At 72.1% G+C, this 21,674-nt stretch carries 16 protein-coding genes; 9 read left to right on the forward strand and 7 right to left on the reverse strand.

Going from position 1 to position 21,674, the window contains the following annotated elements; all coding sequences use genetic code 11:
- Positions 1-133 precede the first annotated feature (133 nt).
- Entirely contained in the window at positions 134-2,137 is a 2,004-nt protein-coding gene (locus ACFYX0_RS09785) for a collagenase (RefSeq protein ID WP_388968542.1), read from the forward strand.
- A 217-nt stretch (positions 2,138-2,354) separates the two neighbouring features.
- On the opposite strand, the gene ACFYX0_RS09790 is transcribed toward ACFYX0_RS09785, so the two are convergent.
- Positions 2,355-3,344 (reverse strand): aldo/keto reductase, encoded by a 990-nt coding sequence (locus ACFYX0_RS09790; RefSeq protein WP_388968545.1) that lies wholly within the window; start codon positions 3,342-3,344, stop codon positions 2,355-2,357.
- Between the two features lie 248 nt (positions 3,345-3,592).
- On the reverse strand, positions 3,593-4,405 hold the full coding sequence (locus ACFYX0_RS09795; RefSeq protein ID WP_388968548.1) for an SAM-dependent methyltransferase: 813 nt from the start codon (positions 4,403-4,405) through the stop codon (positions 3,593-3,595).
- Between the two features lie 251 nt (positions 4,406-4,656).
- Between ACFYX0_RS09795 and ACFYX0_RS09800 the strand changes: the two genes are divergently transcribed.
- Both ACFYX0_RS09800 and ACFYX0_RS09805 read left to right on the forward strand, forming a co-directional pair.
- Entirely contained in the window at positions 4,657-5,895 is a 1,239-nt protein-coding gene (locus ACFYX0_RS09800; RefSeq protein ID WP_388968551.1) for a PP2C family protein-serine/threonine phosphatase, read from the forward strand.
- A gap of 275 nt (positions 5,896-6,170) precedes the next feature.
- On the forward strand, positions 6,171-6,890 hold the full coding sequence (locus ACFYX0_RS09805) for a hypothetical protein (RefSeq protein WP_388968554.1): 720 nt from the start codon (positions 6,171-6,173) through the stop codon (positions 6,888-6,890).
- A 31-nt stretch (positions 6,891-6,921) separates the two neighbouring features.
- Here the strand turns inward: ACFYX0_RS09805 and ACFYX0_RS09810 are convergent, their stop codons facing one another.
- Both ACFYX0_RS09810 and ACFYX0_RS09815 read right to left on the reverse strand, forming a co-directional pair.
- The gene (locus ACFYX0_RS09810) at positions 6,922-7,656 is read right to left on the reverse strand and encodes an LmeA family phospholipid-binding protein (protein ID WP_388968557.1); all 735 of its coding nucleotides are present in this window, start codon (positions 7,654-7,656) and stop codon (positions 6,922-6,924) included.
- 2 nt (positions 7,657-7,658) lie between these two features.
- Entirely contained in the window at positions 7,659-10,103 is a 2,445-nt protein-coding gene (locus tag ACFYX0_RS09815; protein WP_388968560.1) for an MMPL family transporter, read from the reverse strand.
- 347 nt (positions 10,104-10,450) lie between these two features.
- Between ACFYX0_RS09815 and ACFYX0_RS09820 the strand changes: the two genes are divergently transcribed.
- The 4 genes from ACFYX0_RS09820 (at position 10,451) to ACFYX0_RS09835 (ending at position 15,469) form a co-directional block, all read left to right on the forward strand.
- Positions 10,451-11,137, forward strand: coding sequence for a response regulator transcription factor (locus ACFYX0_RS09820; RefSeq protein WP_355914726.1), 687 nt, complete (start codon positions 10,451-10,453; stop codon positions 11,135-11,137).
- 5 nt (positions 11,138-11,142) lie between these two features.
- The gene (locus ACFYX0_RS09825) at positions 11,143-12,516 is read left to right on the forward strand and encodes a sensor histidine kinase (RefSeq protein WP_388968563.1); all 1,374 of its coding nucleotides are present in this window, start codon (positions 11,143-11,145) and stop codon (positions 12,514-12,516) included.
- Positions 12,517-12,640: 124 nt separating this feature from the next.
- The gene (locus tag ACFYX0_RS09830; RefSeq protein ID WP_388968566.1) at positions 12,641-13,159 is read left to right on the forward strand and encodes a hypothetical protein; all 519 of its coding nucleotides are present in this window, start codon (positions 12,641-12,643) and stop codon (positions 13,157-13,159) included.
- Between the two features lie 240 nt (positions 13,160-13,399).
- The gene (locus ACFYX0_RS09835) at positions 13,400-15,469 is read left to right on the forward strand and encodes a SpoIIE family protein phosphatase (protein ID WP_388968569.1); all 2,070 of its coding nucleotides are present in this window, start codon (positions 13,400-13,402) and stop codon (positions 15,467-15,469) included.
- A gap of 23 nt (positions 15,470-15,492) precedes the next feature.
- Here ACFYX0_RS09835 and ACFYX0_RS09840 read toward each other — a convergent pair whose 3' ends face one another.
- The 3 genes from ACFYX0_RS09840 to ACFYX0_RS09850 form a co-directional block, all read right to left on the reverse strand.
- Positions 15,493-16,284, reverse strand: coding sequence for a DUF429 domain-containing protein (locus tag ACFYX0_RS09840; protein WP_388968572.1), 792 nt, complete (start codon positions 16,282-16,284; stop codon positions 15,493-15,495).
- Positions 16,285-16,302: 18 nt separating this feature from the next.
- Positions 16,303-18,768, reverse strand: coding sequence for a SpoIIE family protein phosphatase (locus ACFYX0_RS09845; protein WP_388968575.1), 2,466 nt, complete (start codon positions 18,766-18,768; stop codon positions 16,303-16,305).
- Between the two features lie 145 nt (positions 18,769-18,913).
- Positions 18,914-19,564 (reverse strand): ScbR family autoregulator-binding transcription factor, encoded by a 651-nt coding sequence (locus tag ACFYX0_RS09850; protein ID WP_388968578.1) that lies wholly within the window; start codon positions 19,562-19,564, stop codon positions 18,914-18,916.
- Positions 19,565-19,774: 210 nt separating this feature from the next.
- Between ACFYX0_RS09850 and ACFYX0_RS09855 the strand changes: the two genes are divergently transcribed.
- Entirely contained in the window at positions 19,775-20,623 is an 849-nt protein-coding gene (locus tag ACFYX0_RS09855) for a ScbA/BarX family gamma-butyrolactone biosynthesis protein (protein ID WP_388968581.1), read from the forward strand.
- Positions 20,624-20,890: 267 nt separating this feature from the next.
- Positions 20,891-21,667 (forward strand): HAD family hydrolase, encoded by a 777-nt coding sequence (locus ACFYX0_RS09860; protein WP_388968584.1) that lies wholly within the window; start codon positions 20,891-20,893, stop codon positions 21,665-21,667.
- Positions 21,668-21,674: the final 7 nt, after the last annotated feature.

The following is a 21,674-nucleotide window of genomic DNA, read 5'->3' on the forward strand; positions in this document are numbered from 1 at the left end:
TGCCGCGCGTGTTATGGCGCGACAGTGCAATGTGCTATGTCACACGCCATTGCCGGCGCACGGGGTCACTGCGATGGTGCCTCTCACGCCTCATCACCCCTTCCGAGGCGCATCGATCCATGAAGGAGTCCGGATGCGCTACTTCGCCCTGCCCGGACGCGTGGCCGGCGCGCTCGCCGCCGGGATCACGCTCGTCGGCCTGCTGGCGCCACCTGCCCTCGCCACGCCCGGGTCACCGGCCCGCACCCACGCCCCCACCACAGTCCACGACTCCGCGCCGCCCGCCGCCGTCGGCGCCCCCGGCGCCGCAGCGGACTCCACCCCGCCCGCCCCGACCGGCTCCACCCTGGTGACCCCCGGGCACGCCGTACAGGACCGGCGGATGGCTCCCGCCCAGCTGCCGCCGCTGCGGCCCGCCGCGCCCTCGCACACACCCGTCCCGGTCGCCGCGTCGAAGGCCGCCTGCTCTCCGGCCGACTTCGGCAGCAGGACCGGCTCCGCGCTCGTCGCGTTCGTCAGAGCGTCGACCGTGGAGTGCGTCAACAGCCTGTTCGCCGTCACCGGTTCCGACGCCAGCCCGGTCTTCGGGGAGTCCCAGATGGTCACCGTCGCCAAGGCCTTCACGACGACGGCGCGGAGATACGGCGGCGACAACTCGGCCGGCATCTGGCAGTTGGTGCTGTTCCTGCGGGCCGGCTACTACGTGCAGTTCAACGACCCGTCGGACACGGGCCCTTACAGCGAGCGGCTGACCGACGCCACGGCCCGGGGACTGGACGCCTTCTTCGCCCGCCGGCACGCGTGGGACGTGACCTCCGCCAACGGCGACGTCCTGGGCGACGTCGTCATCCTCACCGACAGCGCCGATCTGCAGGGCGGCTATCTCACCGCCTACCGGCGCCTGCTCAACGGATACGACGGATCCTATGACGCGGTCGCGAGCATGGTGGCCGCCGTGAACGACGTCTACACCCCGCTGTGGCGCGGAAACTGGAATCCCGCCTATGTGGACGCCGTCGCGGGCGACCCGCGCATCATCGGCACCCTGCACACCTTCGCGCTACACCACCTGGACCTGCTGGGGACCGACCGCGCCTATCTGGACTCCAACGCCGGGATGGGACTCGCCCGCCATGTCGAGCACCCCGCGCTCACGGCCCTGGTCCGGCCGCCCGCCAAGAACCTGTTGGACTCCTCACGGATCACCGGCCCGACGGCGCAGTTGTGGGTGGCGGTCGCGACCCAGCTGGACGCCTACGACAAGGCCGACTGCTCGTACTACGACGTCTGCGACCTCGGGGGCCGGTTGAGCAGTGCGGCGCTGCCGGTCACCCACGCCTGCGACGCCACGCACACCATACGGGCCCAGTCGCTGACGGCCGCCGACCTCGACGCGGCGTGCGCGAGCGTGGTGCGTCAGGACCCGTATGTGCACGACCTCGTCAAGAACGCGGGGCCGATACCCGGCCAGTACGAGTCGACCGTCCAGCTCGTGGTGTTCGCCAGTCCGACCGACTACCGGACCTACGCCGGGGCGATCTTCGGCGTCAGCACCGACAACGGCGGCATCACCCTCGTCGGGGATCCGGCCGACCCCCGCAACCAGCCGCTGTCGATCATGTACCAGAAGGCGTACGACGACGGCTTCACGGCTCGGATCTGGAACCTCAACCACGAGTACACGCACTATCTCGACGCACGCGACGACATGAAGGGCGACTTCACACAGCAGACGGCGGTGCCGGACATCTGGTGGATCGAGGGGCTGGCCGAGTACGTCTCCTACGGCTACCGGGGCATCACCGACACCGAGGCGGTCGCCGAGGCCGGCAAACACACCTACACACTGAGCACGCTGTTCCAGAGCACGTACGCCAACAGTGATGTGACGCGCACCTACCCCTGGGGCTACCTCGCGGTCCGGTACATGGTCGAAAAGCACCCGGCGGACATCGAGCGCATGCTCGCCCGCTTCCGGGTCGGCGACTACCCGGGCGGCCACGCCGTCTACGCCACCGATATCGGTACGCGCTACGACGCCGACTTCGACACCTGGCTCACCGCGTGCGCCGCGGGCGCCTGCGCCGAACCGGGAGCGGTCGTACCCCGGCCGGGCACGCACGGTCCGACGCCCTAGGTGTGTTGTCCCGGGACGTTGGCGACACGCGCGCTGGGTGCTTGAACAGATGAGGGTCTTCTGGGTTCGGTGTGGATTGCGACATCTGCACGCTGACCGCAGGAGGCCCTCGAAGTCACCCCTCCCGACGACGAGCGCGTCGCCCGACCGGTAGGCACGACGGGGGCCCCCGCTCGAAGAGCTCTGGGGACCCCCGCTCGAAGCCGGAAGGGACCGCCTAGCGGTTCACGGTCCGCATGCCCGCCTCGTCGTAGCGCTCCCCCGCGACCTTCGGCAGTTCCGCCTCGATGCGCGCGAGGTCGTCCTTCGTCAGCTCGACGTCCGCCGCGGCCGCGTTCTGCTCCAGGTAGGTGCGGCGCTTGGTGCCCGGGATCGGGACCAGGTCCTCGCCCTGGGCCAGCACCCAGGCGATCGCGAGCTGCGCCGGGGTGACGCCCTTCTCCTGCGCGATCTCCTTCACCTTCTCCGCGAGCCTGAGGTTCGCCTTGAGGTTGTCTCCCGTGAAGCGCGGACCGGTGCGCCGGAAGTCGCCCTCGTCGAGGTCTTCGGGAGAGGCGAACCGGCCGGCCAGGAAGCCGCGGCCGAGCGGGGAGTAGGGCACGAACCCGATGCCCAGCTCACGGCAGGTGGGCAGTACCTCGGCCTCGGGGTCGCGCGTCCACAGCGAGTACTCGGTCTGCACGGCCGTGATCGGGTGGACGGCGTGCGCACGGCGGATCGTCTCCGCGGCGGCCTCGCTCAGGCCGATGTGGCGCACCTTGCCCTCCGCGACCAGCTCCGCGAGCGCGCCCACGGTCTCCTCGATCGGCACCTTGGGGTCGACCCGGTGCTGGTAGTAGAGGTCGATGTAGTCGGTCCCGAGCCGCTTCAGCGAACCGTGGACCGAGCTGCGTACGTGCTCCGCGGAACCGTCCTGCGGCCCGACCGTGCTCATGTCGCCCGGGACGGCGTTGTCCATGCGGTAATTGAACTTCGTAGCGATCACATAGGCGTCACGGCGCCCCTTGATCGCACGGCCGACCAGTGACTCATTGGTCAGCGGGCCGTACATCTGCGCGGTGTCGAGGAAGTCGATGCCCAGCTCGAGGGCGCGCTGGATGGTCCTGACGCCCTCTTCCTCGTCGGCCGAGCCGTAGAAGGCGGACATCCCCATGCAGCCGAGACCGATGGCGGACACCTCGAGGTCCCGGAGCCTGCGCTGCTTCATGATCGTCTCCAGACTTTCCCTGCGATCGTGGTCTTCGCTGCCTCACCGCGCTCCTCCGACTCGCCGGAGTCGTGGATGCCGCGCACCGGCGTCCCGGCGGCACGGAGCCCGGTGGGGCCATGCCGTGGACGCTATGACGTGGAGTGCGCTCGAAGTCAAGGATGCGCTCCCCGACCTGCCGACGCATGCCCGGCCGGCGCACACGCGGCCCGCTCGGGGCTCCGAACCCGGCGGGTGCCCGGCTCGGGTCAGGGACGCTTGCGGCCGACGCCCGCGTACACCCAGTACTCCGACGGGTTGTCCGGGATCGTGTCGCTCGGGCCGGGGCGCCACAGGGGCACATGGACCAGGCCGGGCTCGACCAGGTCGAAGCCGTCGAACAGGGTGAGGATCTCGGCGCGGGAACGCGCGGTGACCGGCGAGGTGGCCCTGGATCTGTACAGCTGCCCCACCGCGGCGGCGGTGTCCGGGCGGTCCTCGTTGGTGGCATGGGTGAGCGCCAGCCAGCCGTCGTCGGGAAGGGCGTCGCGGAAGGCGGCGACGATGTCGGCCGGATCCTCCTCTGCCGTGATGAAGTGCAGGATGGTGACCATCAGTACGGCGACGGGCTGGTCGAAGTCGATGAGCTTCCGCACCTGCGGGGAGGACAGGATGTCGGCCGGCCGGCGGATGTCGGCGTCGACGATGACCGCGTCCGGGTTGCCGCCGAGCAGGGAGGCGCTGTGCGCCACGGCCACCGGGTCGTTGTCCACGTACACCACGCGCGCCCCCGGGGCGACCGACTGCGCCACCTCATGGACGTTTCCCTGGGTGGGGATGCCGGAGCCGAGGTCTATGAACTGCCGCACCCCGGCCTCTATCAGAAAGCGCACCGCCCTCTGGAGGAAGGCGCGGTTGGCCCGCGCCAGGGTGCGCACCTGCGGGTCGATGGCGGTGAAGGCCGCGAGAGCCTCCCGGTCGATCGCGAAATTGTGCTCCCCGCCCAGCATGGCGTCGTACATCCGGGCCACGCTGGCCTTGCCGGCGTCGACACCCTTGGGGAGGAACTCATCACCCAGCACAGCAACTCTCCCCTCGCACAATGATCTTGATGTTCCATCATATAGTTGCGGTCTGAACCGCGGCGGGGCAATGCCGTTGCCGAGCGGTCACAACCGGCCCCACCCGGAAAGGCACGACCCTGCGGAACCAAGCGCGCAGCCATCTCGACGCAGCACCGGCCGCCGCCCGCTCGGGCCGTCGGCCAGCCTTCTCACCCGGGGCCGATGTCATCGGGTCGGAGCTCGACCTTCATCTGACGGGTCGTCATATCGTGCAGGCGCTGACCCCCGGCTTCTGCGACGCGGCGTCGGTCTATCTGCTGGAACGCTGGCTCGTCGAGGAGAACGCGTACCCGGCCGGGGATCCGCCCCACGTCGAGGCCCGTCGGCTGGCGCTGCGCGTGGGAGCGGAGGCCTCCGCGACGTGGGAGGGCATACTGCCGGTCGGCGAGGTGATCGTCTTCCCGCGTGAGACACCGTACGCGCGTTCCCTGGCCACCAGGCGTCCGCAGCTGCTGGACGCGGTCGACGCCCACACCTCCGAGCGGCTGCGCGTGTCGAGCGGGGACGACGCCCGTATCGGCCGCCTGCTCCGGACGGCCTCCTTCCTGGTCGTGCCCCTGCATCTGCGGGGTGCCGCCGTCGGCTTCGTGGTCTGCGGTCGCGGCCCGGACCGGGCCCGCTTCCTGTCGGACGACACCGCGGCCGTGGAGGCGCTCGCCGCGCGGGCCTGTGTGGCTCTGGACAACGCGCGCCGCTACGAACGCGAGCGCCGGACCGCGCTGGCCATCCGGCAGAGCCTGCTGCCCGCCACCGCCCACTCGTTCGACGGCTGCCACATCAGCCACGCCTATGTGCCCGCCGGCTACGACACCGTCATCGGCGGCGACTGGTTCGACGTGCTGCCGCGGCCGGGCGGCCGTATCGGTCTGGTCGTCGGCGACGCCATGGGGCACGGCCCGGAGTCGGCCGTGGCGATGATTCAACTACGCACGGCCGCCCGCACCCTGGCGGGTATCGACATCTCCCCCGCCGAGTTGGTGCGCAGGCTCGACACACTTGCCTCTGACATCCCCGGTGCCTCCTTCGCCACGTGCATGTACGCCGAGTGGGACGCACAACACCACACCTGCACCCTCGTCGGGGCCGGTCACCCTCCCCCGCTGATCCGAGGTCCGGACGGGAAGGCCGCACCCGTCACGCTCACCAGCCCGGGCCTGCCGCTGGGACTGGGCACCGGCACCTACGAACCCACAGTGCTCAAGGTGCCCGAACCGGCACTGCTCCTGCTCTACAGCGACGGCATGGTCGAGTCGCGTCAATCCGACATCGACCAGGGCATCACCCGCCTAGCAGGCCTCTTCGCCCAAGCCGTTGACGCCTCCGCCGACCTCACGGCCTCCGGCACCCTGCACACATGGTGTGAACGGATTCTGCATCACACCTCGGTCACCGGTGGCACCGACGACCGAACCGTGCTGCTGGCCGCGCTGACGCCCTCGTCGGACTGAGGGCGGACGTCGGCGAGGAGGAAGGGCCGGCACACCGTTCCGGCTCTCCGGCGGCTCGCACACATGTACCCGCAAGGCGACGCACAGCCTGAATCCTCAAGCTGAGCTCGCGGAAAAGACATGACTCCATCAGAGCAAGAAGCTCCACTCATCCGTACCATCACTAAGCTGGGGTATTCGCGTAGTTATCGCCGCCGTCACACGGATGCCAGCCCCAGAACATGTGCTTGTGGCTTTCCGCGCCGCACCACAAGAACCCGAGAAAGGTCGACCTCATGTCCGAGACCACCACCTCCGCCACCGATCTGACATCGCAGTACTCCGCGCAGGTGACCGACGACCTCGAACGCAATGTGAAGGAGCAGGACCGCGTCAGCGCGGAGATCACCGCACTGCAGCAGCAACTGGCCGGTCTGCAGCACGACCACGTGGTACTGGTGAACATGCAGCAGGCTCTCGGTCTGACGCCGCCTCAGATCGCGCCTCCGGTGACGGAGGACCGTGCCACCGTGCCCGCTGCCCGCAGGAAGCCCGCCGCCAAGTCCGGTACGGACAAGCAGGCGAAGCCGGAGAAGACCGCCCCTGCGCGCGGTCGTGGCGCGGCCGCGAAGACCGCCGCCAAGAAGCCGGCCAAGAAGGCCGCGGCCAAGCCGGCCGAGGCGAAGCCCACCGAGACGACGGCGGCCGAGGCGAAGGCGTCCGAGCCCACGCTGGTCGAGCTGGTCCGCCGTCACCTCTCCGAGCAGAGCGAACCCCGCTCCGCCGCCGAGATCGCCACGGGCCTCGGCCAGGTCCGTCCCGAGCGCGCCATCAAGACCACCGTGATCCGCACGACGCTCGAAGGCCTCGTGGCCAAGAACCAGGCGCAGCGCAGCAAGCAGGGGGCCTCGGTCTTCTACAGCACCCCGGAGAAGGCCACGGAGAAGGCCGCTGACAAGGCCGAGGAGAAGGCCGCGTCGGCCGACGACACCGCGGCGGCGGAGCGGACCGAGTAGGCCGTCGGCCACCGCGGCACCGACGGCGTGCTCAAAGGGTGTTGTTCCGTGCCGGCAGTCGAGCGTGTCCTCCGGCCAGGGTCACATCGAGACCGGATGCGGTGACGTCGAGCGCCGTGGCCTTGAGGCCCAGCGGATAGTCGGTGCCACTGCGGTCGGACAGCGTGTCGCGGATGCGGTCGACGAGCGCGACGGGGGCGGGGCCGCCCAGGACCTCCGCGCTGTCGACTGCGAGCGTCACGCGACCGTCCTTCAGCCGGGGCCGCAGGGTCACCTGGGCCAGGCCGCTCTGGCCCAGATCGAGGGTGATGGTGCCGGCCCCGGGGTCGGGGCGGACGCCGGTGACCGGGATCCTGGTGCCGGACGCGGCGGCCAGGGCCTGCAGCGAGGCCGCGGGCACCGCGACCTCGGCGTGGGTGCGGGCGACGGTGCCGGCCTGCCCATCCGTCAGACGGATGTCGTCGAGGCGCGCCCGTACGGCCACGTCGGGGATGCGGCCGAGCCGTGCGTGCTCGCTGCGTACGGTCACGGCGTCCAGGTGCCGTTCCCAGAGGTCGAGCAGGGCCGGTCCGCCCTCGACACGGATGCAACTGCCCTTGCCCAGGACTCTTCCGGCCACGGTGGCCAGGCGGGCGTGGAGCAGGGTGCGGGCGGTGAGTTCGGCGCCGGCGGCGGTGAGCAGCAGCGCGAGGGCGAGCGCGGTGACGGTGCGGTGGCACCGTAGGAGCGAGCGCATCACCGTCGTCGGGGTCGGTGGGCGGCTCATCGTCACCGGTCTTTCGCCGGGGCGGTGGGGGCCGTGTCCCGGGTGTCTGCCGCCGTCGGGTCCGGGAGGGGAGCGGGTGACGGGCCCTCGGGGTCGAAGCGGGGCAGGATCCGGTCGAGCCACTGGGGGAGCCACCAGTTGGCCCGGCCGAGCAGATACATGGTGGACGGCACCAGGACGAGCCGGACCAGCGTGGCGTCGATGACGACGCTGACGCCGAGGCCCAGGGCCAGCATCTTGATGACCACGTTGGTGGAGAGCAGGAAGGCCAGGAAGACGCTCGTCATGATGAGGGCGGCACAGGTGATGACCCGGGCGGTGCCGGCCAGTCCGGCGGCGACGCTGCGACGGTTGTCGCCGGTGTGCAGCCAGGACTCCCGGATGCGGGACAGCAGGAATACCTCGTAGTCCATGGACAGCCCGAAGACGATCGCGAACATCATCATCGGGACGTAGGACTCGACCGGCACCGGCTCCGGCACGCCGAGGAGCGAGGCGCCCCAGCCCCATTGGAAGACCGTCACGACGACGCCGTAGGCGGCGCCGATGGACAGCAGGTTGAGGATGGCCGCCTTAAGCGCGACGACCGGGCTGCGGAAGACGGTGAGCAGCAACAGGAAGGCCGCCGCGACCACGACCGCGATGATGACCGGCAGCCGGTCCACCACCACGTCCCGGAAGGTGAGTTGGGCCGCGGTCGTGCCGGTGACATGGCCCACCGCGCCGGAGTCGGCCAGTGTGCCGGGGAGGACGTCGTTCTGCAGCCGGTGCAGCAGATCGGAGGTGGCCCGGTCCTGGGGGCCGGTGGTGGGGGTGACGGTGGCGACCAGCAGGGCCCGGTCGTCGGTGGCGACGGGGGTGGACACCTGGGCGACGCCTGGGGTTCGGGCGAGGGCGTTGTGCAGGGTGGCGGACAGGGCCAGGATCGTGTCGGGGCCCTCGGTGCGGTGGCGGTCGAGGGCGGCGACGACGGTGAACTGGCCGTTGGTGCCGGGCCCGAAGCCGTCGTCGATCAGGTCGTAGGCGCGGCGGTCGGTGTAGCCGGTCGGGTCGGCACCGTCGTCGATGTGGCCCAGGCGCATCGACGCGGCGGGCACGGCGAGCACCGCCAGGACCAGGACGCCGCCGACGAGGAACGCCCAGGGGCGGCGGCCCACGAAGCCGGCCCAGCGGTGCCAGGTGTCGGCGGTCCCGTTGGGCTCGTCGACCGGCGGGCGCACCCGCCAGCGGTCGATACGGCGGCCGGCGACGCCCAGCAGGGCCGGGGTGAGGCTGAGCGCGGCGACGGCGGCCACGACGACGGTCAGGCCGGCGGCGATGCCGAGGGTGCCGATGAAGCCCACGCCGGACGCGTAGAGGCCGCCGAGCGCCAGTGCCACCGTCGTAGCGGCGACGATCACGGCGCGGCCACTGGTCGCCACGGCCCGGCCCGCGGCCTCGGCCGGGTCGTCGACGTCGTGCAGCAGCCGTCGGTGGCGGGTGACGAGAAACAGGGCGTAGTCGATGCCCACGCCCAGGCCCATCATCGTGGCGAGCGTCGGCGCGGCGGTGCCGAACGTCCAGGCGGCGGCCAGCAGTCCGAGGAGGCAGACGCCGGTCAGCAGCCCGATCACGGCGGTGAGCAGCGGGAGTCCGGCCGCGGCGAGGCTGCCGAAGCCGGTCAGCAGAACGACCACGGCGGTGACGAGACCGATCGCCTCCGACAGCCGGTCCGCGGCCTTGGGCCGCGCGAGCCTCCCCAGGGGGCCGCCGTACTCCACCTCGACGCCGTCCGCGCGCAGCGGGTGCACGGCGTCGTCGACCCCGTCGAGGTACGACGTCTCGAAGCGGACGGGGTTGCGGGCGAAGTGGACGGTTGCCATGCCCGTGGAGCCGTCGGCGGAGACCGCGCCGGGCGTCGCGAGCGGATCGGCCACGGCTGTCACCTCGGGCAGCTTCCGCAGGGCGGCGACGGCCTGTTCGACGGCCGTCCGGTGCGCGGCGAGCAATCCGTGGTCGGGGTGCAGCACGACCGGTGAGGCGGTGCCGCGCACGGCGGCCGAGCCGTGCGTGTCCAGCAGGTCGGCGCCGGTCTGCACCGAGGTGCCGGGCAGCGAGAAGTCGTCGTCGTACGAGCCGCCCCAGGTCTGGTCGGCGCCGAGCGCGGCCAGGGTGACCAGCAGCCAGGTGCCGAGAACCCACCACGGCCGGCGCGCACACCAGAAGCCGAGCAGATGCAGGCGGCCCACGGCCGGGCGGGGGCGAGGGGCGTCGGCGGGCGGGCGGGTACGGCGGGTGCGGAGGAGGAACAGCGTCACGGACAGGAGCAGTGCGGCGGCCGTGACGATGCCCAGGACGAGGAGCGCGCGCGTTCCGGAGCCGGTGCCGGACGCGGCCGCGTCGGCGAGTCGCGCGGTCGGAGCGGGGGCGGTCGGACCCGGTCCGGCCCACAGGTGCGGGAACGCCATACTCAGCTCTCCCTCCCCGCTATGGCGCCCCGTACGGGCACCGGTCGCGCCGGTGCGCCGGCCTGGGCGGGCATGCGGTCGTCGTCCACCGGACACGGCGTCCGGCGGGGCGGGGAGGCGGCGGTGCCGCTGCTGTTCACGTGGTCCTCCGGACGTTCGGTCTCGGCCCCAGGGTGACGGAGGCGTACGAGCGGGAGGTTCGGTGATTGTTCGGGCGATGTAAGGATCGGCTCCCGCCGAGGTCCGGGCGGGCGGCGCTGGTTAGCATCGAGCGTCCCGCGGCCCCGGGTCGGCCTCCGGGCCCGGGTGCGGGGAGAGCCCGGACCGGGGTGCGAGGAGAGAGGAACATGCCGGAGAACAAGGGGCTCGTCCTGGTCGTCGAGGACGAGCCGCACATCGCCGAGCTGCAACGGCGCTATCTGGCCCGGGAGGGCTTCGGTGTGCACGTCGAAGCCGACGGCGACGGGGCGCTCACCGCCGTCCGCCGGATGCGCCCGGTGGCGATCGTGCTGGACATCGCCCTGCCCGGTATGGACGGCATGGAGGTGTGCAGACGGCTGCGCGAGGACGGCGACTGGACTCCCGTGGTGTTCGTGACCGCCCGGGACGAGGTCACCGACCGCATCCTCGGGCTTGAGCTGGGCGCCGACGACTACCTCACCAAGCCGTTCTCCCCGCACGAGCTCGTCGCCCGGGTCAAGAGCCTGCTGCGGCGCGCCGCGGGCCCGGAGCGGGAGACCGTGCGCCGGGTGGGCCGGCTCGCGCTGGACACCGGGCGCCGCACCCTTCAGGTGGACGACCGCCCGGTGGAGCTGACGACCACCGAGTTCAATCTGCTCGCCGAACTGATGCGCCACCCCGGGCAGGTGTTCTCCCGCGACCAGCTCCTCGCACGGGTCTGGGGATACGCCGGCTACCGGGACACGCGCATGATCGACGTCTACGTCTCCCAACTGCGCGCCAAGCTCGGCGACGCGAGCCCGATCCGCACCGTGCGCGGAGTGGGGTACGGCGTCGCGGACACCGGCCGGTGACTCCGATGCGCCGCCGCGCCGCCCTGGCCGGGAGCGTTGTGCTGCTGACCACCGCCGTGGCGGCGGTCGCCGTACTGGTGACGGCTCTCTTCGCCTGGCGGACGATCCGCTCCACCGCCGAGTCCCAGGAGCGCGACCAGCTCTCCCGTCAGGCGGAGGTCATGGCCCGCACCCCCGCGCTGGCATCCCTGATGCTGGACCGGCAGCAGCTCATCGCGGGCCCGAACGGCACCGAACTCGCCCTCGTCGGCACCGCCGGCGCGGTGCAGGGCCCGGCGGCGCCCGTGGTCGGCGCCGCCTGGCGTACGACGCTGCTCGCGGGGCGGGACGTGTCCGGCACCGGGTTCCTGGACGGGCAGGACGTGCTGGTGGAGGGGGTTCCGGCGCGCACGGGCGGCGGACTGGTGCTGACCCGGCCCATGAGTTCCGTGGACGAGGCCGCGGACCGGATGCGCGGTGCCCTGGTGCTGCCCCTGGGTCTCGGACTGTCCGGTGCAGCCCTGGCGGGGGCGCTGCTGGCCCGGCGTCTGGCCCGCCCGCTCGTGTCGGCCGCCCGTACCGCTCATCGGCTGTCCGAGGGCGAGCGTGGCCTTCGGGTACCGGTGGAAGGTCCTGCCGAGGTCGCCGAACTGGCCACCGCCCTCAACTCGCTGGACGCGGCGCTGGCCCACAGCGAGCAGCGGCAGCGGGACTTCCTGATGTCGGTCTCGCACGAGATCCGCACCCCGCTGACCACCGTACGGGGCTATGCCGAGGCGCTGGCCGACAAGGTGATCAACGGCGACGAGGTGCCCGAGGCGGGCCGGATCCTGGGCGGCGAGATGGAGCGGCTGGAGCGGTTCGTGGGCGATCTGCTCGCCTTGGCCCGCATGGAAGCGGACGACTTCCGGCTGGACACCGACGAGGTCGACCTGGACGCGCTCGTGGCCCGGGCCGCGACCGTCTGGTCGGCCCGCTGCGCCGGGCACGACGTGGTCTTCCGCGCCGAACGTCCCCGACACCCCGTACGGATCACCACGGACGGTTTCCGGGTACGCCAGCTCGTCGACGGCCTTCTGGAGAACGCGCTGCGGGTCACCCCGGCCGGCCGGCCCCTGGTGCTGGCACTGTGCCAGGAGGAAACCGGAGCACGGTTGGAGGTCCGCGACGGGGGCCCCGGGCTCACCGAGGAGGATGTGGCGGTCGCCTTCGAACGCGGCACCCTCACAACGCGCTACCGGGGCGTCCGCGCCGTCGGAAGCGGCCTCGGCCTTGCCCTCGCGCACCGTCTGGCCACGCTCCTCGGGAGCACCGTCACCGCCCAGGGCCATGGCCCGGAAGGCGGCGCCTGCTTCACCGTACGACTGCCGGCCGACCCGGGCTCGTCCCAACTGTCCTGACGCGCCCCGGGGCACCGCTCGGACCGATCTGCACATCCCCGCCGGTCCGGGGCCGCTCACCCGTCCCGGTGTCTCGCCCGCGCGTCGCCGCTCCCCCGTGCCGTCGGTGCGCGACCGTGGGCGGATGCGCCGCACGTTCCTCTCCGTCGCCGTCGCGTTGCTCGCCGCCGGGTGCGTGACCGTTCGGCACGACTCCGGCGGTCGGCAGGCCGCGGCAGCCGACGCCCATGCGCCCGCACCCATCGCTCCGCGTCCCCCGGCGCCACGGCCCCCGCGTGGCGAGGCGGCGCTCGTACACACCGGTTCCCTGTCTCGTCCGTGGTCGGCGCCTTCCTCGCCCGCGGGACTCCGCTCCTCCTCCGAGGAGCGCCGGCCCGTCCCCGCCCAGCGCTCGGCAGTTCCCGACGCCCGCCACCTCGGTGAGCCACAGGAGCGGCGGGCCACCCAGGTGCGGGCCGGGCGGCGCCCCGCCGTCGCGTCCACACCGCGCCAAGCGCCGTACGCACCCGGTCGCACCACAAGCGCCAGGCCCGCCGCCGCACATGGGCTGGTCGTCCCGGCGCGCCAGGGCGGCGACCCGTTCGCGGTCTGCGGCCTGGTCGAGGACATGGGCCTGACCGAGGCCGCGGCCGTCGTCTGCTGAGACTCGGCTCAGACCCGTCCGGCCACCGACCCGCGACCGCTGAGGCGTCCGCCCGCCACCACGCTTCGTACGGGCCTGCCACCATCACCCCCCGTACAAGACCACGCACCCACCGCTTTCCGGGCTGGGCACGGCCGCACGGCCGGGGGCAGCATGGAAGTACGGGAAGCCGGACCTGGGTGTGGACCGACACCGGCGAGTGGCCCCCGCGCCGCGCCGGCAGGCGGAGGGAGATCTGGGATGACAACCGAACCCTTCCAGGCCGACGGCGACCGAACCGACCCGGGCCGGCCCCGGACCGGCAGCCTGCTGGATCTCCTGAGCATCGCCGCGGTGGTGCTGGACACCAAAGGCCGAATCGTGTTCTGGAGTCCCCAGGCCGAGGATCTCTTCGGCTACTCGGCGCAGGAGGCCCTCGGTGAGACGGCGGGACGGCTGCTGGTCCGCCCGGAACACCTGCAGACCATTCTCGGTCTGTTCGCCGAGGTGATGGAGACGGGCCGCAGCTGGTCCGGCGCCTTCCCCATCCTGCACAGGGACGGCAGCACCCGCCTGATGGAGTTCCGCAACATGCGGCTCCTCGACGAAGTCGGCGACGTCTACGCACTGGGCATCGCAGCCGACCACGGCGTGATGCAACGCGTCGAGACCGATCTGGCCCTGTGCCAGCGGCTGATCGACCAGTCCCCCATCGGACTGGCCCTGATGGACGCCGATCTGCGCTATCTCCTGGTCAACCAGGCGCTGGAGCGCATCGACGGCATACCCGCCGCGGAGCACATCGGCCGCCATCTGCGGGAGACCGTCTTGCCGTTCCCCGACATGGACACCGTCGAGTCCGCCCTGCACCAGGTGCTGGCGACCGGCGACCCGCTCCTCGACCAGTACGCCGTCGGTCGCACACCGGCCGATCCGGACACCGACCACGCCTGGTCCCTGTCGTTCTACCGGCTGGAGGACCCCGGCGGCCGGGTCCTCGGCGCGGCCACCTCGGTCGTCGACGTCACCGAGCGGCATCGCGCGGCCATCGAGGCCGACCGTGCCCGGCGGCGCCTGGCCCTGATCGCGGACGCCTCCGCCCGCGTCGGCACCACCCTGGAGGTGGAGCAGACCGCCCGCGAGCTGGCCGAGGTCGCGACCCCCGATCTCGCCGACGTGGTCGCCGTGGACGTCCTGGACTCCGCCCTGGCCTGCCGCCGCACGGGGCAGCCGGGAGGCGGCCCGGAGCTCTTCCGTGCCCTGGCCCTGAAGGCGTCCCATCCCACCGTGGCGCTCCGCGCCGCCGACCCGCCCGGTGACCTCGCCGCCTACGACGGGGACCGGCTGGTCACCCTGTGCGTGCACTCCGGCCGGCCGGTCCTGGTGCGTCAGGTCGCCCCCCAGGATCTGCGGCGCATCGCCCGCGATCCCGACGCCGCCGCCCTCCTCGCCAGTGCCGGCGTCCACTCCTATCTGGCGGTGCCCCTGATCGCCCGCGGCGAAGTGCTCGGCGCTCTCGACCTCAAACGCACCCACAATCCGCACCCCTTCGACCAGGACGACGTCGTCCTCGCCACCGAGCTGGCCGGCCGTGCCGCCGTGGCCATGGACAACGCCCGCTGGTACCAGAGCGTGCGCAACACCGCCCTCACCCTCCAGCGCAGCCTGCTCCCCGAGCACCCGCCCTACCACCCCGGCCTGGAACTCGCCTACCGCTACCAGCCCGCCCAGGCCACCAGCGAGGTCGGCGGGGACTGGTACGACGTCATCCCGCTCGACGACGACAAGACCGCGCTCGTCGTGGGCGACGTCATGGGCAACGGCATCGACGCCGCCGCCACTATGGGCCGGCTGCGCACCGCCACCTGCGCCTACGCGGACCTGGATCTGGCCCCCGGCACCGTGCTCCAGCATCTCGACAAGATCACCTGCGATCTGGAGCACTACATCGTCACCTGCGTCTACGCGGTGTACGACCCCCACAGCAGACGATGCCACCTGGCCAACGCGGGCCATATGCCGCCCGCGCTGGCCCGTCCGGGCAGGGAACCCGCGCTGCTGGACCTGCCCTCCGGCGCACCGCTCGGCGTGGGTGGTGTGCCGTTCACCACCACGACCGTCGACCTGTCCCCGGGCGACGTGCTGATCCTCTACACGGACGGTCTCGTGGAGACCCGTCACCACGCCATCGACGACCGGCTCGACTCGCTCCTGGCCCTCCTCGACAAGCCGGAACGGCCCCTGGAGGAGACCTGCGACCTTCTGCTGCACGGGCTGCGCCATCCCGACGACCACGACGACGTGGCCCTGCTCGCGGTCCGGACCGGGTAGGCCGGTTCTCGTCCGGCACCCGGTCAGCGGCGCAGGGCTGCGAGATCGGTGCCGGGCAGATGGATCCAGCCCTCCAGCCGGGCCGCCTCGCGTTCCTCCGGGGAGCGTGGCCACCCGGTGTCCCCGAGGCCGACGGCGCGCGCGACCAGGGCGCAGACGAACGCGTCGAGATGGTCGTGGCTGTCGGTGCAGACCGCGCGCACCGGCTCGGGCAGGGGCGCTCCCAGGCCCGCTTCGAGTGAGCTGACGATGTCCTCCCGGACGGAACGCGCCTCGGAGGTACCGCTCTTGTAGCTCCGGGCCGGACGGATCCCCCACCGCCGCAGTGCCGCGGCGGGATAGACCTCGGCGACCGGTCCTGATCCGTCCCGGGGCACGGCGGCGCCGTCGGCGGCGAGGCGGTCCAGCAGATGGGCCGCCCTCAGCGCCACGACGCCGAGCAGGTCGGTGGACACCGACAGCGGAGGCCGCATCGCGGTCGCCTTCCAGGTCAGGTCGTCGGTCAGCCGGAACCGCAGCGCGTCCAGGCCCGCTCTGCCGTCCGTCCGCTCGGTGAACCTGGCGGGCGCGGGCAACCGCTCACCCCGGTGATGGGCCGCGACCGTGGCCACGAAGTGCGACGGCCAGCCCAGCGGGCAGTCCAGGCCCGTCTTGTCCGCCGTCCGGACCAGGTCCAGCAGCTCCCCGTCGTCCCGTGGCACGACGAACTCCGCCGTCAGGCCGCCCTCGTCCGGCCACAGCACCCGGCACACCGCCGTACGCCGTGCGCTCGCGGCCAGGTCGACGCCGACCGTCATCGCCTGCCCTCGTGTCATGCGCCCATTCTCGACCGTTCAGATCGGCTGCATCTCGGGCGTGAGCGGGAGTTCGGCCCAGATGGTCTTGCCGCAGCGGTGGTGGCGGCTGCCCCAGCGCTGGGAGAGCTGGGCGACAATGAGCAGGCCGCGGCCGCCCTCGTCGGACAGGCGGGCCCGCCGCAGATGGGGTGCGGTGCTGCTGGCATCGCCGACCTCGCAGATCAGGGCCGTGTCACGGATGAGCCGTAGATACACCGGTGGGGAGCCGTAGCGGATCGCGTTGGTGACCAGCTCGCTGACCACCAGTTCGGCGACGAAGGCGGTGTGCCCGAGCTGCCAGGTGGACAGCCGCTCGCAGGCCAGTTCGCGGGCCAGGGCGACGACGGAGGGCTCGCACGGCAGCTCCCAGGTGGCCACGCGGTCGGCGCTCAGGGCCCTGGTCCGGGTCAGCAGGAGCACGACGTCGTCGGTGCGGGCCTCGGGCAGCAGACTGCCGAGCGCCCGGTCGCATGTCTCCTCCAGCGGACGGCCGGGGTCGGCGAGGGCCGCACGCAGCAGATCGCAGGCCTCGTCCACGTCCCGTGCCGGGGACTCGATCAGCCCGTCGGTGTAGAAGGCGAGGACGCTGCCTTCCGGGACGGCGAACTCGGCGGCCTCGAACGGCAGGCCGCCGAGGCCCAGCAGTGGTCCGGCCGGCAGGTCCAGGAAGCGCACCTCGCCGTCGGGGGTGGCCAGGACGGGCAGCGGGTGGCCGGCCCGGGCCATGGAGCAGCGCCGGGAGACCGGGTCGTACACCGCGTACAGACAGGAGGCGCCGACCTCGCCCGAGCTCGGGGCGGAGCGCCCGCCGGGGTCGGCCTCCTCGTTGCGGTCCATGAGCAGCACTAGGTCGTCGAGGTGGGTGAGCAGTTCGTCGGGGGTCAGGTCCACATCGGCCAGGGTGCGTACCGCCGTGCACAGCCGGCCCATGGTCGCCGAGGCCGTGATGCCGTGGCCGACCACGTCCCCCACCACGAGGGCCACCCTGGCCCCGGACAGGGGGATGACGTCGAACCAGTCGCCGCCGATGCCGGCACCGGCGTGGGCGGGCAGATACCGGGAGGCGGTCTCGACGGCGGGGTGGTGCAGGGCGGGGTGCGGAAGGATGGTCTGCTGCAGGGCGAGCGCGGTGGCGCGTTCCTGGCTGTAGCGGCGGGCGTTGTCGACGTGGACCGCCGCACGGGCGCTCAGCTCTTCGGCGAGCCGCAGATCGTCCGCCTCGAAGGGCGTGGGGTTGCGGTGGCGGAAGAACAGCGCCAGCCCGAGCGTGATCCCGCGGGCCCGCAGCGGTACGGCCATGAAGGAGTGGATCCCGAACTCGCGGATCTTGCGGGCGCGCGCGGGTGAGCTCTCCGCCCACCACTGCGTGATGTCCTCGGCGCGGTGCAGGGCGCCCCGGCCCGCGGCGAGGGCGCGTCCGGGCGGGGAGTCCTCCGGATAGGAGTAGGTGCCCCCGATGGGGACCACCGACTCGGGACACCGTGCCAGGACCGAGCGCTGGGCAGTTCTGCGGAACACCAGGAGGCTGTGCGGTCCGGTGACCGTGTCCTCGCCCTTGAGGACGCTGTCGAGCAGGTCCACCAGCACGAAGTCGGCGAAGTGGTCGGTGCCGACCGCCGCCAGCTCGTCGGCGGTGCGGCTGAGGTCGAGGGTGGTGCCGATCCGCAGCGCCGCCTCGTTGAGGACGGCCAGGCGTCTGCGGGCGCGGTACTGCTCGGTGGTGTCCACGGCCGCCGCGGACATGCCGCAGACCTGGCCGCCGGGGCCGCGTACGGGATACAGCGACAGCAGCCAGACCCGCGCGACGGCGGTGTCGGAGCCGGGCGAGTGTGCCTCGCACATCACCGTTCGTCCGGTGCGCAGGACCTCCGTCATGGCCTCGCCGATGCCCTGCAGCTCCAGCAGGGTGTTCCCGGACCTCGATTCGCCGATGGGCCAGCCGAGCAGTTCGTGGTCCTGCCGGCCCGACTCGCGCCGCATGGCGGTGTTGACCTCCAGCCGCACTCCTCTGCGGTCGTAGAGGGCCATCGGCAGCGGCAACTGGTCCAGCGCCCACTGTTTGAGGAGCGCGGTGTCCGGTTCGCCGACGTTCCCGCTCGGGAGCCCGGACGGCTCGACGCCCTCGGCGGTGAGGAGCCAGTACGTCTTCCCGGTCGCGTCCCGCAACGGTTCGGCCCGCAGCGTCCACGCCAACGGGTGACCGTCCCGGTGCCGGAGGGTGAGGCGGCTGCTCCAGGTCTCCCGCCGGGCGTGGCTGCGCAGGACGGCCGGCGGCGGGGGCTCGGCGAGCAGTTCCGTCGCGGCCCGGCCGACCAGTTCCTCCGGCTCGTAGCCGAGGAGCCGGCAGATGCCCGGGCTCAGTGCGGTCACGGTGCCCCGCGGATCCACGATGACCCCAGCGTCCTGCGCGGGCTCCCGCCTCGTGGAACGGTGCCTGTCCGGTATCGCGGAGCCCTGCGCCATGTCGTCGCCCTCGCTCTGTCGTCCGGGCCCCGCCGGGAGTCGTCGACGGACCCATCCGCAGCACTGCGTCCAGGCTGCTCCCGCGCTGGGCCTTTCTCAACCGCTGATCACTCCGGGGCGGGATGCCGGGCCGTGCGGTGGGCCGTCAGGGCGTGGGGGCCGTCCGCCGGGCCCGTGGCGCGGCCCCCACGTCGGCGAGCAGTGCCCGGGGGGCGGGGCAGGACTGGAGGCCCGGGAGGAGCAGCAGCCAGAGATCGGCCAGGCGGTCCTCGATCAGTACGCGGCCGTCGAGGGCGTCGGAGAGGGTGTGCAGCCCGAAGAACGCGGCGACCAGGGTGGGGGCGTCGCGGCTGGGCTCGGCGTGCGGAGCGAGATCTCCTTCCACCCGGGCCTGGGTCAGCATGCGCTCGACCGTGGCGATCCAGTCGACGAAGGGCGGGGGCATCTCCACGGCGATGGATCGGCGCTCGGCCCAGAGCCGGGCGCCCGCGCGGACGAGGACGTCGTCCCGGAAGGCACGGGCGACCGCGAAGCTCAGACGCACCAGCTTCCGGAGGGTCGGTTCGAGGGCGGCCTCGTGGTGCGCCACCAGCGCGGGCCAGGCGGCGAAGTGCGCTTCGACCACGGCCAGGGCGAGCTGTTCCTTGTTGGTGTAATGGAAATAGATCGCCCCGCTGGTGCGGCCGGACCGTTCGCTGATGTCATTGATGCTGGTCGCCGCGTATCCCCGTTCGAAGAACAGGTGAGCCGCCGCCCGCAAGACGGCTCGGCGGGTTTCTTCTGCCCGATCCTGCACGTGTGTTCCTTTGCCTGTCGGTGGAGCGCGAGAGGAATGTAGCCCTCCTGCCGCCCGGACACGAGGCCGCGCATGCGGAACCCACAATTGTCTTATTAGCTGTATTACATGGATTCTCGGCAGCCGATACGGGGCGCGCGGAATTCGCTCGACGGGTGCACCCTGGGCGCCTCCGGGGCCTGTTGTCCCGCGCTGAGTTGGTCCAGGACCGTGGCGCGCGAATACGTGCACCGGGTCTCGGTGGCCGAGGTCCTGCTCACGGATGTCCGCCGCTGTGGACCGCTCAGCTTCTGCGCGGCGGCCGCCTGGACGCGCTCGCATCCCACGTTCCCCCGCGGGCGCGACGACCGCCACAGCCCGTGGATGATCGTGGAGACACTGCGCCAACTCGGCATCTACCTTCCGCTGCGCCACTTCGGCGTGCCGCCCACGGCCCGCTTCCTGATCCACGACGTGGCCTACGAGCTCGACCAGGCGGCCGAGCCCCGGGCGCCCCACGGCGCCAGCGAGATCACCTGTCTGGCATCCGTCAGCGACGTACACAGCGACCGGAGCGGGAGCACGGTGACCGGTCTGCGGATGCGGGTCGCGTTCCTCGCCGGGGACCGGGCGTTCGCGCACGCGGCGGGCGGGGCGCGGTTCCTCGACGCCGGACGGTACGCGGCCCTGAGGTGCGGCGCCGCCCCGGCCGAGCGCACGGACCGGCGGGCTCGGCCCGAACCGGCCCTGCTGGGGCTCGAGTCGGCGTCGGACGTCGTCGTTTCCCTGGAGGGCGGCGAGGTCCTCCTGGATCCCGCCGACCCCCGCCACCCCTTCCTCTTCGACCACGGCACGGACCATGTGCCCGGGATGGCCCTGCTGGAGGCGGCACGGCAGGCCGTCGCCCTGCGCAGCGGCGGACGTCTGGTGCGGCCGGTCTCCTGCCTTATGACCGCGCTGCGGTTCACGGAACACCGGCCGCCCGCCGTCATTCACTGTTCCGAGTACGGCCGTTCGGTTCTTTTCCATTGCCGTCAGGGCGGCGTGCAGACCGTCACGGGAATGTTCCGCTATCGCTGAGATGTCACCCACACGTGGGTATTGCGTCGGCAATTCTCCCCAACGTGTCAAACAGAGCGTAGCGTTCATTATGTTTCTGGTTCCGGATGCGCCCGGGACCACGGCGGTGCGCGGTGTGCGACCACCGCACGAGTGAACGGGCCACCGTCGCACCGCGTTTCACTCTTCTCCGCAGTGAATCGACCCATAGGCGCACCGGAACCCCCCACCGGCGGATCGCGCCGCCCTTCGGCAGTTCCGTCCTGCACCAGAACGGCAAGCACGCACATGACCACCCATCGCATCCTCGACTGGACACCCCAGGCCGTCGTCTTCGACTGCGACGGCACCCTCGTGGACTCCGAACGCCACTGGCAACAGGCCCGCGACATCGTTCTGCGCGAGAACGGCACCGCCCCCGACCCGGAGTTCACGGACAGCAGCAAGGGCCTGCACTACACCGAGTGCGGCGCCCTCATGGCCCGCCTCATCGGCAAACCGGACAGCAGCGAGGAGATGGCCGGGCAACTCCTGGCCGCCTTCCGCGCACTGGTGGCGCAGTGCCCCATGGCGATGCGCGGAGCACCGGCCCTGGTGTCAGGCCTGGGCCGGTTCGCTCCCCTGGCAGTCGCCAGCAACTGCCCTGCCGACGTCGTGGAGTTCAGCCTCCAGTCCGTGGGCCTGAGACAGCACTTCCGGCATATCGTCGTGCCGGAGCCCGGAGTCGCGCCGAAGCCGTCTCCCGACACCTATGCCGAGGCCGTACGGCGCCTGGGCCTGGAGTGCGGTGACGCCCTGGCGGTCGAGGACTCGCTCAACGGCCTGAAGGCGGCCGTCGGTGCGGGGCTGCGGGTGATCGGGGTCGGCCGGAATCCCGGCCCCGAGGCCCTGGACCTGGCGGATCTGTGGGTGGACACCCTGGCGGACCCGGAGCTGGTGGCCTGGGCGGAGAGCCGGTCCACGCCCAGCCGGGAGGAGACAGGCACGCCGCCGCCCGCCCCACCACGGCCGAAGGTTCCCCACCAGGGCGGCCGGGCCCAGTCCGGCACCAGGGCCGCTCACTGACGTCCGC

The sequence above is a fragment of the Streptomyces sp. NPDC002573 genome (assembly GCF_042889625.1).
Classification (GTDB): domain Bacteria; phylum Actinomycetota; class Actinomycetes; order Streptomycetales; family Streptomycetaceae; genus Streptomyces; species Streptomyces gibsoniae.

Excerpts from the sequence above, each read along its gene's own strand:
- ACFYX0_RS09830 (WP_388968566.1), top strand. The coding sequence starts at position 12,641 with ATGCGCCGCACGTTCCTCTCCGTCGCCGTCGCGTTGCTCGCCGCCGGG.
- ACFYX0_RS09805 (WP_388968554.1), top strand. The coding sequence starts at position 6,171 with ATGTCCGAGACCACCACCTCCGCCACCGATCTGACATCGCAGTACTCC.
- ACFYX0_RS09810 (WP_388968557.1), bottom strand. The coding sequence starts at position 7,656 with ATGAGCCGCCCACCGACCCCGACGACGGTGATGCGCTCGCTCCTACGG.
- ACFYX0_RS09820 (WP_355914726.1), top strand. The coding sequence starts at position 10,451 with ATGCCGGAGAACAAGGGGCTCGTCCTGGTCGTCGAGGACGAGCCGCAC.
- ACFYX0_RS09790 (WP_388968545.1), bottom strand. The coding sequence starts at position 3,344 with ATGAAGCAGCGCAGGCTCCGGGACCTCGAGGTGTCCGCCATCGGTCTC.
- ACFYX0_RS09835 (WP_388968569.1), top strand. The coding sequence starts at position 13,400 with ATGACAACCGAACCCTTCCAGGCCGACGGCGACCGAACCGACCCGGGC.
- ACFYX0_RS09840 (WP_388968572.1), bottom strand. The coding sequence starts at position 16,284 with ATGACACGAGGGCAGGCGATGACGGTCGGCGTCGACCTGGCCGCGAGC.
- ACFYX0_RS09860 (WP_388968584.1), top strand. The coding sequence starts at position 20,891 with ATGACCACCCATCGCATCCTCGACTGGACACCCCAGGCCGTCGTCTTC.
- ACFYX0_RS09785 (WP_388968542.1), top strand. The coding sequence starts at position 134 with ATGCGCTACTTCGCCCTGCCCGGACGCGTGGCCGGCGCGCTCGCCGCC.
- ACFYX0_RS09815 (WP_388968560.1), bottom strand. The coding sequence starts at position 10,103 with ATGGCGTTCCCGCACCTGTGGGCCGGACCGGGTCCGACCGCCCCCGCT.
- ACFYX0_RS09825 (WP_388968563.1), top strand. The coding sequence starts at position 11,143 with ATGCGCCGCCGCGCCGCCCTGGCCGGGAGCGTTGTGCTGCTGACCACC.
- ACFYX0_RS09845 (WP_388968575.1), bottom strand. The coding sequence starts at position 18,768 with ATGGCGCAGGGCTCCGCGATACCGGACAGGCACCGTTCCACGAGGCGG.